The organism is Aliigemmobacter aestuarii (assembly GCF_004799285.1).
GTDB classification, from domain to species: Bacteria; Pseudomonadota; Alphaproteobacteria; order Rhodobacterales; family Rhodobacteraceae; genus Aliigemmobacter; species Aliigemmobacter aestuarii.
The window spans coordinates 291,790-305,062 of the sequence record NZ_SSND01000001.1 but is presented as its reverse complement, the minus strand read 5'-3'; the positions used below and the strand labels follow the sequence as shown (position 1 = coordinate 305,062).

The window sequence follows — 13,273 nt, the reverse complement described above, 5'->3', positions numbered from 1 at the left end:
CCGGGCCTTTCCTGTCGTGCAAGGTCGGTCAGAACAGGAAATCGTCCGCTGACAGGTCGGAACGCTCCACCCCCAGAAGCAGGATGGAGTTGCCGTTGCCGTCCGTGATGCGCAAGTTTTCGCCCGAAACGGCCAGGTGATTGCGTGCGAGGTCGTTGAAACTGGTGATCGAGGTCACGCCGCGCAGGTCGATCCGGTCGGCTCCGGTGCCGAAATCCAGAATACGGTCATTGCCGAAACTGCCACGGAAGATGAAGGCGTCGTTGCCCTGATCGCCCTGCAGACGGTCGGCCCCGGCACCGCCGTCCAGCCTGTCTGACCCGCGGCCGCCCATCAGGTGATCGCGCCCTGCAAGACCGCGCAACAGATCATTCCCGCCCATGCCGTTCAGGACATTGGCGCCGTTGTTGCCAATCAGCCGGTCCGACCTGTCGCTGCCAAGCACGTTTTCGAAGTTCAGCAGCCGGTCGGTGTTGCCAAAGCCGTCGGTCGCCCGGCCTGCCTTCAGGCTGACGGTCACGCCGGTGTTGCCGCCGTAGTTCAGGTCGCGGTCATAGCGCACCGTGTCGATGCCCCCTCGGCCATTCAGCGTGTCGTTTCCCTCAAGTCCGCGAATGGCGTTTTGCCCCCCGTTGCCGATCAGCAAGTCGTCATGGGACGATCCGCGCAGCATCTCGATCGACAGAAGCCGGTCGGTGTTGCCCCAGCCGTCAACCGCCCTGCCGGCGGCGAGGTTCGCCGTCACGCCGCGCGGATCGAAGGCGAAGCTGACCTGATCTTCGCCGATCCCGCCCCGGAAGGTGTCGTTCCCGCGGGACGAATTGAAATAGTCGTCGCCGATCCCGCCGCTCTGGTTGTCGCCACGGGGCGTGCCGTAGAATTCGTCATCCTCGTTGATCAGCACCCCGTCGATGCTGCGCCACGGGATCACGGTCCCCGGCGCAAGCGCCCCCGTTCCCGCGCCGATCGGGCGGACGCTGTCGGCGAACTGTTCGAACGCCCGTGCGGTGGTGAACCGTGGAAGCGACGGACCGTCCAGAACGAAGTAGAATTCCTGCGTCGGCTGGTTGCGCTGTTCGACCTCGATGCTGAGGACCGTGGTCACCCCGCCCGACCAGGAAATGCGGCTGATGTAGGTTTCGCTGAATTGCGCCCGATCCAGATCATAAAGCGTGAAGCCCGGCGCGATCGACGACCCGACCGCGCCGTCAAGGATCCTGCCCGACACCTCCACTTCCGGATAGCCGCCACCGGGATCTGTGACCGAGTAGTTGAAGGTCGTGCTGGCGGACGGCACCACGATGTTCAGTTGGGCCGTGCCGATCCGGGTCGCACCGTTGTCGCCCAAAACAACTCCAATCCCGCGCAAGGTGAATGTCGTCATCTGCGTCTCCTGCATTTTTTCGGTGAAAATACGATATGCATCAATGCATAAGGTATTTTTCCCGACCCCCGGCGCGCCCTGTCAACCCTAGAGGGGCAGCGAGCGGAAGAACGCAGGGCCATTCTGCGGGATGGGTGCAAAAAGATGACTCCGGCATGGGTGGATTTCCCATGCCGTCGCCTCTGGCTGCGCCGCGATCAGCTTTCGACGTGCCAGTGAACAGGGAAGCCGGGGTCGAACACGGTTACGGGCCCGGCCTCGGTGAAGATCTTTTCGGGAAAGACCTGCGCGGCCTCGTGTTTCACGATGCGGATGCGGTCCTCGTTCGGGGGAAGGCGATAGAAGGCCGGGCCATTCAGGCTGCAGAAGGCTTCAAGCCGGTCCAGCGCGCCTTCCTTTTCGAACACATGCGCCAGAAGGGCCATCGTGTTCGTCGCGGTGAAGCAGCCCGCGCAGCCGCAGGCATGTTCCTTCAGCGCATCGACATGCGGCGCGCTGTCGGTGCCAAGGAAGAACCGCGCCTCGCCCGAGGTGGCCGCCGCCCGCAGCGCCAGCCGGTGATGTTCGCGCTTGGCCACCGGCAGGCAGTAGTAATGCGGCTTGATCCCGCCCACGAGGATGTGGTTGCGGTTGATGATCAGGTGGTGCGTGGTGATCGTGCCGCCCAGATCCGCGCCCCCCGCGCGCACATAGGCCACGCCTTGTTCGGTGGTGATATGTTCCATGACCACGCGAAGGCCCGGTGTCGCGCGGCGCAGCGGATCAAGCACCGTGTCGATGAACACCGCCTCGCGGTCGAAGATGTCGACTTCGGGCGTCGTCACCTCGCCATGCACGCACAGGGGAAGGCCGATCTCGGCCATGGTTTCCAGGACGCCGCGCACGCGGTCGAAATCCCGCACCCCGGAATGGGAATTCGTCGTGGCCCCCGCGGGATAAAGCTTCACCGCCTTGACCAGCCCGCTTTCGGCGGCCGCACGCACATCGGCGGGATCGGTGCCCTCGGTCAGGTAGAGCGTCATCAGCGGTTCGAACCGTGCGCCTTCCGGCACGGCGGCGAGAATGCGGTCGCGATAGGCTGCGGCCTGTGCGCCCGTCACCACCGGCGGCACAAGATTGGGCATGATGATCGCGCGGGCGAAATGCCGGGTGGTTTCCGGCAACACGCCCTTCAGCATCGCGCCGTCGCGCAGGTGAAGGTGCCAGTCATCGGGGCGGCGGAGGGTGATGGCGGTCTGGGTCATGGGTCTGGCCTACCCGATGGCCTTGGCCATTTCCAGTGCCGCGATACGACGCTGCGACAGTGCGCGCAGTTTTCCCCCTTTTCTTTGGCGGCTATCCGCCGCAGGCTGACAGCGATTTGTATGTGAAGGGGTGTCATGTTCTTCAATCCGATGGATTACCTGCGTCCGATGGCGCAATTGGGCCGGATCGCGGCCGAGGCGCACACCGTCATCGCCCTGCGGATGGCCGGGTTCGCAGGAATCTGGCCCATGCATCCGGACGAAGCCGTGCGGATGGTGTCGGAAAAGGTCGAGGCCGGGCACGATTCGGTCCGGGCGGCGATGGTCGCGGGGCTGAACGGGCGCGACCCCGCCGAAATCGCGATGGCCGCGATCCGCCCTGTCCGCCGCCACACCCGCGCGAATGCACGCCGCTTGAAGGACGAATCGTCGGTGAAGTGATCGCCGATCGGGCCTGCCAGGGAACCTGACGTGCCGCCGTGCGAAGGTCCCGGATCGCGTCAGGGGGTCTTGCCCAGTTCCGCCTCAAGCTCGTCCAGCCGCCGGCGGAAGCGCGGCGCGTTCAGCCGGCGGGTCACGCTGCGGCAGATCATGGCGGCGCGTTTCTTCTGCCCGCGTTCGTCAGCGATGGCCAGAAGCCGTTTCAGATAGGGGCCGAAGTTGCGGCGCCTGCGCCAGAGCTGTGCGAAATAATCCCGGCTGAGCATCCCTTTGGTGACCGCGTCAAGGAGGTCCGTCAGAAGCCCGAGATGGCTCAGCGCATCGTCGAGCCTGTCGCCCAGATGCGGTGTGTGCAATTCCGTCACGAAGGGCGCGCGGAACAGCGCGGCATGCATCGCATCCTCGCGTTCGCGCGGGTCGAACACCAGAAACACACGCCCGGTGCCTTCGATCATGTCGGGCGCATAGCCATAGCGGCTGCCGAAATCCAGCTTGCGCGCCGCAAGGTCGCGCCGGTCCCATCCGGCAAATGCCGGGTCCAGCGTCGCGCGCGGTTGCAGGGCCAGAACCGTGGCGCCCGGGGCCGCGACCGAATAGGCGCAGGCCGCATAGCCGCCCATGCCCGCGCCGTAGAACACCACGCGGTCGAAATCCTCCAGGAATCCCTCGTCGACCAGGCGATCGAAATAGCGATAGACGCGGTCGTCGCGATACCACGTCGGCCCGTCGGCGATGATGCAGAGATGGGACCAGCCGTTGCCGGCGGTGTAGGTATAGCCCAAGGGCATCTGCCGGGGTGAGGCCGCGCGGATCGTGTCGAGCGTCTCGAACGTCACCAGAAGGTTCGGGCCGTCATCGACGAAAAACGCCCAGTGGTTCCGGCCGAGCGGTTCGAAATAGCCCGCGTCCTCGCCGATCTCTTCCATCCGGGCCAGCCAGCTTTCGCGATCTGTCGCGGTCGATGCGTCCGGTCTGTCCGTCGTGACGGCGTTCATTTCATCCAATCCACACAAAAGTCATCCCTTACGGGCACCGATACCGGATCGCATAGTCGCGTGGCGGTGATTGGCAATCAAGTGGGCAGGCTTGGGGCAGGGGATAAACAAACGTCCGCGATTGTTTCCAGAAAGGTCCCTCATGCCGTCGTCCCCGCGCCGTTGGCCCCGGCGTGGCGCCAGATCCTGCGGGCCACCTCGGGCGGCAGCGCACGCGCCGGGGGGGTCATCAGAAGACGCCCGAACAGGGCGCGCCAGGGTTCTTCGGACATCAGCGCGGCAAAGCGTTCCTTGCGCCAGGCCACGCCCGCCGCATGCAACCCCGCCAGCACCGGATCGGCCATCAGTTCCGCCCGAAGCGGGGCAGAATGCGGCTCCATCTCCAGGATCGACCTGTCCTCGGCGTCGCAGAAGTTGCGTTCCACCCAATAGCCCATGTCGAGCCCGGACGCCTCGCGGTTTGCCCGCCCCCGGTCGCATTTGACCAGATAGCTTTCCATCGAGCCAAGCGCATAGTGGTTCAACTGCGCAAGGCGGTAGTTGTCTTGTCCGAAGTCGGAAAAGATGCGCCCGGTGCGGAAAGTCTCGGGCAGGGGGCGGCCCGACCCGTCGAACCAGCGCGCCGCGCCGATCCGTTCGGGGTCGGGATTGCGCGGGCGATGCACCCCGAGCTTGCGGTAGGTCCCGTCATTACGGAAAAGCGTCTTGAACAGCGCCGCCCGCCAGGGCCAGTGCAGGACGGCCGGGGCGGCACGGGTGAAAGCCTGCGTGACCGGCCGGTCCTCATGCTCCACCACGCCGCAATTGCCAAAGAGCCGCCAGGTCAGGGGGATCGCGCTGGCCTCGGGCAGGGCGGCGAGCAGGTCGGGCACGGTCCGGTCGCCGACATGGATGTTCACGAATTCGTCGATGTCGAAAAACAGGATCCAGTCCGCCGCCCGCGTGACCGGATGGCTGTCGGCCGCCTTCAGCGCGCTCCACTGCGGCCCCTTTTCCCGATGCGCGTCATTGCGCAGATGGGTGAGCCAGCCCATCGTCTCCAACCGGTCGAGCATCGCATCCGTGCCGTCGTCGCAGTCGTTGGAAAAGACCAGAAAGTCGGTGAACCTGCAGGCGCGGTGATGCGCCAGCCATTCGATCAGGAACGGCGCCTCGTTGCGAACCGTCAGGATGCCGAGGATGCGCATGCCGCCTGCCTTTCCGCGAGTGCCGCGATCAGTTCCTGCCAGTCCGCCCGCAAGGCCAGTGCCGCGGCCCTTTCCCGATGCCAGGCCACCGCCTGCCGGTGCAGCGCGGCCAGCGGCGCATCCTCCATCAGGCGCGCGCGCCATTCCGCCACAGCCCCGTCATAGCGCCGGATCGCCTGGCATTCCACCTCGGCCACATCGAACCGGTCCCAATAGTCCAGCCCCATGTCCTGTCCGGTATGGTTGACCCGGCCGCGGTCGCGCTTCACCAGAAAGCTCTCGCGCGACCGAAGGGCATAGTGGTTCACCTGCGCGAACCGGTAGTCGGCCTGCACGAACAGCGGATGATGCTGCGCCACGAAGGGCTGGCCGCCCGGCAGTTCGCGCCGAAAGTCGCGGCCCAGATCGGCCCGCGCGACCGGGCCATGCACCCCGATCCGGTGCACGCCTTCCAGCCCGCGGAACAACGACTTGGGATAGACCGGCGCGCGGCGCCCCGCGACCGGCGGGGCCGCGCCGCGGGTGAACTGTTCCGTCACCGGCCGGTCCTCGAAAGCCACGGCCCCGCCGGGGCCGAAGCTGCGCCAGGGCACGGCGATCACCTCGGCGTCGGGGCTTGCCGCCGCCACCAGCGCCCGGGCACTGCCGTCCCCGACCCGGATCACCAGGAATTCATCGGCATCGCAGACATACAGCCACTCGGCCTCCGTCACCTCGGGATAGCGCCGTGCCTGTTTCAGAGCCGATCTCTGGATCGAGGTCACCGGCCAGTGCCGCGTCGCGTGATGCCGGGCCAGGCCCATCTCCTGCAGGCGCAGCGCCATCTCGCGCGTGGGATCGGCGCAGTCGTTGGTGCAGATCAGGATGTGATCGAACCCGAGCGCCCTGTGATGGGCGACCCATTCCAGAAGAAAGGCCCCCTCGTTCTTCATCGTGGTGATGACGGTGTAGCCTCCGGTCATCTCCCGGCCCCTTCGCTTTGGCCCAAATATCCCCGCCGGAGGCCCGATTTTTCGAAGAAAAATCGGCAAGAATCTGATTTTTCTTCGAAAAATCGGGTTGCGATCAATGTTCCGCCTCGCCCTGGAAGTCGACGGTGAAGAAGAAATCCGGCGGCAGGTCGCGTTCGTGCAACTCCTCGGGGATCACCCCGGGGCCCGCGGCAAAGACGGCCGATCCGAAATGCTGCTGCAACCGGCACAGCCGCTCCATCCGCGCGCCCGTCAGTTCGGCATAGAACGTCCGGTAGTTCTCTGTCTCCATCAGGTCCGCGATCTTGTCGCGATGGCACTTGACCGAATGGTCATGCGCGGCGCGGATGTCCGGATCGGCCATCAGCCGGTCGAACTCGGCCCGCGCCGCCGGGATCATCCGCTGGATCGACCGGTCCTCGTCGGCGTTGTGGTTCATCCGGAACCAGTAGTTCAGCCCTTGGTCGCGGTCGACATGGTTGACGCGGCCCCGGTCGCGCTTGACCAGAAAGCTTTCGGCCGAGCGGACCGCGTAATGGTTCAGCTGCACCCAGTCATAGCCATAGGTTTCCAGCGTCGAACGCCAGCCGTTGCGATACATTTCCTTTGGCATCCGCTGCCCCGATCCGTTCAGCCAGCGCACCTGATCCCACAGATTGGGTTTCAGGCCCTTGGGGCGGTGGACGCCCAGTTTCTTGTAGATCTCGATGTTGCGGAACAGCGTCTTGAAGCCCCAGGCCTGATGCGGCTTCCTGACGATCTCGGGGGCGCAGCGGGTGAACTGGTCGATCAGGAAGCGGTCCTCATAGGCGTGGATTTCGGAATTGCCGAAGAGCCGCCAGGTGAGGCTGATCATGTTGGCCTCACCCATCGCCGCATAAAGCGAGGCCAGCGTGCCGTCGCCGATCTTGATGTCGATGAATTCGTCCACATCCATGCAGATGCCCCAGCCACAGTTCTGCATGACGGGTTCGCTTTCGGCGGCCTGAAGGGCGGCGTGCTGGGGTTTCAGGTCGCCCCCCGGCACCCAGGGGTTCGCCCGGTGCTGCACGATGCCCTTCTGCTGAAGCATGCCCAGCATCGTGTCGGTGCCGTCGGTGCAGTCGTTGGTGTAGATCAGGAAATCGTCCACCCCGATCGCCCGGTGATAGGCCAGCCATTCCAGGATGAAGGGGCCTTCGTTCTTCATCGTGGTGACGATGGCGGTGCGCCCGGCCTGCGTCGCGCGTTCCGGCGCGGGGCGGGGGCGCGAGACAGGCGGGCGGATCGGCTTGTGGCCGAAGATGCGCTGCGACAGGTCCAGAAGGTCGGGATCCTCGATCAGCGATGTCTTGGGCGCAAGCTCGCTCGAGGTGCGGCCCGGCACGCGGATCGCCATCGCCCGCAGGAAGGGCACGATCGCCCCGTCCTCGGGCTTGGCATAGGCGACGCGCACCATCCGCCAGGTGTTTTCCAGCCCCGCCTTCTGCGGCGCCACGCCCCATCGCGCGATCCCGCGCCGTCCGTCGAACTGGCGGCAGATGTGATCGCCCAGGCGCGCCTCCTGTCCGTTGCGCACGCGCCAGGGATAGATCCGCCGCCCGACCAGCAGGATCACGCCGTTCTCCGCCGTATCGCACAAGTCGAAGGCCGATTGCATGCCCTGAGACCGCGGGGCGAGGATGTCGGTCACGTCCAGCGTCAGCACGGCCCGCGCACGGGCGAGGAAGCGCCATTTCAACGCCTCGAACAGGATGCCTTCGCCCAGGGGCGCGCGCCAGGGATCGGGGGCGGGCGCCTCCATCCGGTCCTTGCCGGGGGCGTCAGGAGCCAGGAAGACATGGTTTTCCGGACCCTGTCCCGGTTTTCCTGCAGGCAGCGGCAGGTCGACCAGCACGACCCGCAGCGTCACACCTTCCAGCGCGTCGCGTAGCGCCCCGGCGAAACCCTCCTCTGCCGGAAGGCGGTTCACGATAAGCGCGGCCTCGGCCCCGTGGTGGGTCGCATGATAGGCCAGCGCCTCGGCCACCTGGGTGGCAGTTTCGCCGATGCGGAAGGCAAGCAGGGTGTTCAGCCCGTCGAACAGGTCCCATTCGGCGGGCGCGGGCGTGACCTCGATCGTGCCGCCCCCGGCCAGCGAGACGGCGAGAGGCGCCTCAGGTGCCCCCGCCGCCTCGACCGTCATCATCGTGCAACCCGACACCTCGCGCAATTCCAGCGGCAGCGCGCAGCCGGGGCCACCGTCGGGCAAGAAGGCCGCGGGCGACGTGCCCGCGCCGAAAAACAGCCGCACCCGCCCCGCATCGTCCGCAACCGTATCCCAAAGGCGTGTCGGCCCCGCTGGTCCCGGCGCGCCCGTCTCGACCGCAAGGTCGCGCGCGGGCAGGCTGCGCCGCAGCACCTCGATTCCGGCCATGTCGCCACCTGCCCGTGTCACCGGACCTCACCCCTCATCCCGCGGGCGGTTCTTGGGCCGCCCTTGACCCCTGACTAGCATGATTGGCCGCGCCGGTCCAACACCGGCACGCCCCAAGGTCGCGCAAATTCGCACGAAAACAGGGGCTGATCCCCGCAGGATCATTGTGAAACCGCCCAAATTTCGCCAGACTGTTTCCTTAGGCGGATCAATAGCCCCGGGTGAACCGGGCCGGGACGAGTGGGCAGGATCACGAAAGATGGCACGGCAGCGCGAGGTCGGAACGCTCTGGATCGGGGGCTCACTCAGCTGGATGGAGCAGCTTTGCCTCAAATCCTTCGTCGACCGGGGCCAGAAGATCACGCTTTTCCACTATGACGACATCCCCAATGTCCCCGAGGGCGTGATCCTGCGCGACGGGCGCGAGATCCTCGATACCGACAACTTCCTGAAATACGAGAAGAAGGACAGTTTCGCGCTGTTTGCCGACCTGTTCCGCCTGCACATGATCCATCGCTGCCCCGGCATGGTCTGGGTGGATACCGATGTCTATTGCCACCGCCCGCTGGACATCGAAGACGATTATGTCTTCGGCTTCGAACTGCCAGGCGAACAGCGGGTCAACAACGCCGTCCTGGGCATGCCCGCCGACAGCGCGCTGATGGCCGCGCTGCTGGAGTTCACGGCCGATCAATACGCCATTCCCGAATTCCTCAAGGCCAGCCAGCAGGAGGAGTACCGCGCGGCAGCGGCGGCGGGTCGGCCCGTTCACGTCAGCCAGCAGCCCTGGGGCGTCTGGGGGCCGATGATGATTACCCATTTCGTGCACCGGCTTGGCCTGAAGGACAGGGTGCAGCCGATGGATGCCTTCTATCCGGTGCCCTTCCCGGACCGCACGACGTTCCTCAGAAAGGCCGATGCGGTCGACACCGCCCTTACCCCGCGCACCACGGCGCTGCATGTCTGGGCCTCGAACAAGCGCGAACTGGGCCTGCGCCACATGGGCCTGCCGCCCGCCGGGTCCTGGTTCGACCTGGCGCTGAAACGCCACGGCCTGCGCCCCGAGGCCGCGCCGATCAAGGGGCGCGGCAAGCGCGTGTTCGACGCGGGACTGGTCGAGAAGGTGGGCCTGGACGAAGTTACGGGTTTCGCCGACGTGGGCGGCAATGCGCAGAGCCTGGCACTGGCCGCCCATGCAAGGTGGGATTGCGACATCCACCTGATCGACATCGACCACAAGGGCCAGTGGCCCGACCGGCCGTCGGGCTGGGTGCGCCCCTATGTGGATTTCCTTGCCGAAAACGGCGTGGCCGAGGATCGCGTGCACCTGATCCGCCGCGCGGACGACCTGCGCGGCTATGGGCTGATCGCCAATCTCACGGGCTTTGGCGACGTGAACAAGGTCAAGCACCTGCAACCGGTGATGGACCGCTGCCTTACGTCCGAAACCCGGATGGTCACCGATATCCGCAAGGGATCTGGGTCCTATCCGTTCCTGAAACAATGGGGCGAGACGGAAACGCTGACGACCCGCGATCAGGACGGGGTGCCTGTGGTGCGCACGCTGCTGACGGTGACGCGCCCCTCGGTCGCGGCGGGGCGGGGCGACTGGGCCGCGCTTGCCGCGTCGCTGGCCGGGAAGGACGGGTTCTTCCGCGACAACGGGCAACATTCCTTCCTCTACGTTCCGCGTTCGTCCGATACGCTGGTCGTCACCTTCGACAATCTCGATATCGCGATGGAAAAGCGCGAGGATCGCCGCCCCTGGGGATATTCCTTCATCGAGAAGCAGGGCTGGTCGATGCTGGGGGTCATGGCGAACGGCTGGACCTGGTATCGCGACCCCTGGGTCGGCGACCAGTTCGACAGGTTGCGCGACGAGGGGTTCTTCGGGCGGTTCCGGCGCGTCGTCTTCTATGGCGCCTCGATGGGCGGCTATGCGGCCTGCGCCTTCGTGCCCGCGTGCCCTGGCGCGGATGTTGTGGCGATCTCGCCGCAATCGACACTGGACAAGGCCCTTGTCCCCTGGGAGACGCGCTATTCCACCGCCTGGGGGCGCGATTTCGGCGGGCCTTACGGCGATGCCGCCGACGTGTCGCGGGCGGCGCGGCGCGTGACGATCCTCTTCGATCCCTACGAACCGCTCGACAGCGGCCACGTCGCGCGCTTCGCCCATCAGAACGTGGTCAGGCTGCGCGCACCGCTGATGGGGCACCGGCTGGGATCCAGCCTGCAGCAGATGGGCATCCTGAACCCGATCATCCTGGGCGCGCTGAACGGTACGCTGAGCGAGCTGGAATTCTACCGCATCCTGCGCGCCCGAAAGACCTTTCAGCGCTACCAGCGCGAACTGTTCCGCCGCGCGCTGGACCGCGGCCGCCCCGGACTGGCGCGCAAGCTGGGTCGCTGGGTGCTGACGCGGGGCGACAACCGCTATATCCGGAAAGAGATGCTGGCGCTCTGACCCGGCCCGCAGTTGGCGACCCGCAGTTAGCGACCCGCGGGCAACGACCGGCTGCCCGGCTAGCGGTTGATCCACCGGCTGATGATCGGGGCGGAAAAGATCACGATGAAGATCCGCGTCAGGTGATGGGCCACCACAAAGGCCACATCTGCCCCCGAGACGATGGCGATCACCGCCATTTCCGCCTGTCCGCCCGGCAGGAAGGACAGCAGGATTTCCAGCGCCGGGCGGTCCGACAGAAGGATGGCCGCCTCGACGAAGATCAGCGAGATCACCGCCAATAGCAGCGCATAGCCGATCCCGGCGGTCACATCATGGCGCAGCTCGCGCGCGGTGATGCCGGAATATTTCGACCCGACCGCCAGCCCGATGAAGAACTGCGCCGCCCAGATCATCTCGGCCGGGGGGCGCGAATGGATCACCCCCGCAAGGCTCAGCCCCGCGGTCAGGATCAGCGGCCCGAGGATCGAGGCGCCGAACATCCCGATCCGCTCTGCGCCCTTCCAGCCGATGACGCCCGCCGCCACCATCAGCAGAAGCTGCGACAGCGGCAGGTCCACCGCCTTCTGACCAGGCGCGATGCTCAGGTCGATGTCGTAAAGCAGTGTCAGCAGGAAGGGCGTCGCCGTCACGATGACAAGGACGCGCGTCGCATGGATCAGCGACATCGCCCGCACATTGCCGCCCGCCTCCTCGCCGAAGATCAGCATGTCCTGCAGTCCGCCGGGCATCGTGGAATAGAACGCGGTCGGATGGTCGTATTTCATCACGCGGCGGAAGAACGGGTATCCCACCAGCCCGATCACCAGCACGAAGACCGGCACCAGCGCCAGCGTCATCCCCATCCCCGGCAGTTCGTGGATCAGGTCCGGCGTGATCGACGACCCGATCGCCACGCCGAGGAAGGTACGCATGAAGGTGCCGAGTGTCCCCATGCCCTGCAGCCGCGCGCCCAGAAGCCCCGCGACCAGACAACCCAGCATCGGACCCAGCAACAGCGGCAGCGGCAACTTCAGCAACACGAAGGCGGCCGATCCGATGGCGGCCACGGCAAGGGTGATCAGTCGGGGGCGGGTGACGAAGGACATTGCGTTTCTCTTCCTGCCCGCCCCGATTAGGCTTCTTGTCCAAAGGTCGCAAGGGGCCGCTTCGCGCTTGACCGGACGCGGCGGCTGCGTCCAGCATGGCCGCATGCCCGGGGAGGAGCCAGGACCGATGAAACTGCCCGACACGATCGACGCCGTCGAAACCCTTCTGGCGGGACAGGGCTATGTCGCCTCGCGGGCGCTTGCCACAGTGGTTTTCCTGTCGCTCCGGCTGGGCCGGCCGCTGTTTCTGGAAGGCGAGGCGGGCGTGGGAAAGACCGAGATCGCCAAGGCGATCGCCGAAGCCCTCGGCCGCCGCCTGATCCGCCTGCAATGCTATGAGGGGCTGGATGCCGCCTCGGCCGTTGCCGAATGGAATTTCGCCGCGCAGATGGTGGCGATCCGCACCGCCGAGGCTCAGGGCGGGGCCGACCGCGATTCGCTCAAGGCCGAGCTTTTCACCCAGGACTACCTGATCGAACGCCCGCTTCTGCAGGCGATGCGCCCGCAGCCGGGCGGCGCCCCCGTCCTTCTGATCGACGAACTCGACCGCACCGACGAACCCTTCGAGGCGTTCCTCCTGGAGGCGCTGTCGGATTTCCAGGTGACGATTCCGGAACTCGGCACGATCCGCGCCCCCGAAGCACCGATCGTGATCCTGACCTCGAACCGCACGCGCGAGGTGCATGACGCGCTGAAACGCCGCTGCCTCTATCACTGGGTCGACTACCCCGCCTTCGACCGCGAACTCGCGATCCTGAAATCCCGCGCCCCCGAGGCCCAGGAGGCGCTGAGCCGCGAGGTCGTGGCCTTCGTCCAGCGCCTGCGCCAGGAGGACCTGTTCAAGAAACCGGGCGTGGCCGAAACGATCGACTGGGCGAAATGCCTGCTTGCGCTCGACGTGATCACGCTGTCGCCCGAGGTGATCGCCGACACCCTGGGTGCGATCCTGAAATACCAGGACGACATCCAGCGGATCCAGGGCTCCGAGGCGCGCCGCCTTCTGGACGAGGTGCGCAAAGATCTGGCCCCCGCATGACCGGATCCGTGCCGCCCTTCATTCTGGCCCAAATATCCCGGGGGTCCGGGGGCAGAGCCCCCGGCGCC

Annotated in this window: 10 protein-coding genes; 3 read left to right on the top strand and 7 right to left on the bottom strand. The window is 66.1% G+C overall.

What is annotated here, in order from left to right; translation table 11 throughout:
* Positions 1-28: 28 nt before the first annotated feature.
* Entirely contained in the window at positions 29-1,384 is a 1,356-nt protein-coding gene (locus E7811_RS01450) for a calcium-binding protein (protein ID WP_168732898.1), read from the bottom strand.
* A gap of 197 nt (positions 1,385-1,581) precedes the next feature.
* A complete protein-coding gene (gene pyrC, locus E7811_RS01445) occupies positions 1,582-2,628 on the bottom strand; it encodes a dihydroorotase (protein WP_136392824.1) in 1,047 nt (348 codons plus the stop codon).
* A 135-nt stretch (positions 2,629-2,763) separates the two neighbouring features.
* Here pyrC and E7811_RS01440 point away from each other — a divergent pair, with 135 nt between their 5' ends.
* Entirely contained in the window at positions 2,764-3,069 is a 306-nt protein-coding gene (locus E7811_RS01440; protein WP_136392823.1) for an antifreeze protein, read from the top strand.
* A 59-nt stretch (positions 3,070-3,128) separates the two neighbouring features.
* Here E7811_RS01440 and E7811_RS01435 read toward each other — a convergent pair whose 3' ends face one another.
* From E7811_RS01435 to E7811_RS01420, 4 genes are all read right to left on the bottom strand, one after another.
* On the bottom strand, positions 3,129-4,064 hold the full coding sequence (locus E7811_RS01435; RefSeq protein WP_136392822.1) for a phosphoadenosine phosphosulfate reductase: 936 nt from the start codon (positions 4,062-4,064) through the stop codon (positions 3,129-3,131).
* A 140-nt stretch (positions 4,065-4,204) separates the two neighbouring features.
* Positions 4,205-5,251, bottom strand: coding sequence for a glycosyltransferase family 2 protein (locus E7811_RS01430; RefSeq protein WP_136392821.1), 1,047 nt, complete (start codon positions 5,249-5,251; stop codon positions 4,205-4,207).
* Positions 5,230-6,213, bottom strand: a complete 984-nt coding sequence (locus E7811_RS01425) for a glycosyltransferase family 2 protein (protein ID WP_136392820.1) — start codon at positions 6,211-6,213, stop codon at positions 5,230-5,232. Before E7811_RS01425 ends, E7811_RS01430 begins: the two co-directional genes overlap by 22 nt.
* Before the next feature lie 103 nt (positions 6,214-6,316).
* On the bottom strand, positions 6,317-8,638 hold the full coding sequence (locus E7811_RS01420) for a glycosyltransferase family 2 protein (RefSeq protein WP_246020150.1): 2,322 nt from the start codon (positions 8,636-8,638) through the stop codon (positions 6,317-6,319).
* 238 nt (positions 8,639-8,876) lie between these two features.
* On the opposite strand from E7811_RS01420, the gene E7811_RS01415 reads away from it, so the two are divergent.
* Positions 8,877-11,081, top strand: a complete 2,205-nt coding sequence (locus tag E7811_RS01415; protein ID WP_136392819.1) for a hypothetical protein — start codon at positions 8,877-8,879, stop codon at positions 11,079-11,081.
* 59 nt (positions 11,082-11,140) lie between these two features.
* Here the strand turns inward: E7811_RS01415 and E7811_RS01410 are convergent, their stop codons facing one another.
* Positions 11,141-12,169 carry an AbrB family transcriptional regulator gene (locus tag E7811_RS01410; RefSeq protein WP_136392818.1) on the bottom strand — a complete coding sequence of 343 codons (1,029 nt, stop codon included), beginning with the start codon at positions 12,167-12,169 and terminating at the stop codon, positions 11,141-11,143.
* Positions 12,170-12,296: 127 nt separating this feature from the next.
* On the opposite strand from E7811_RS01410, the gene E7811_RS01405 reads away from it, so the two are divergent.
* On the top strand, positions 12,297-13,205 hold the full coding sequence (locus E7811_RS01405) for an AAA family ATPase (protein WP_136392817.1): 909 nt from the start codon (positions 12,297-12,299) through the stop codon (positions 13,203-13,205).
* Positions 13,206-13,273 lie beyond the last annotated feature (68 nt).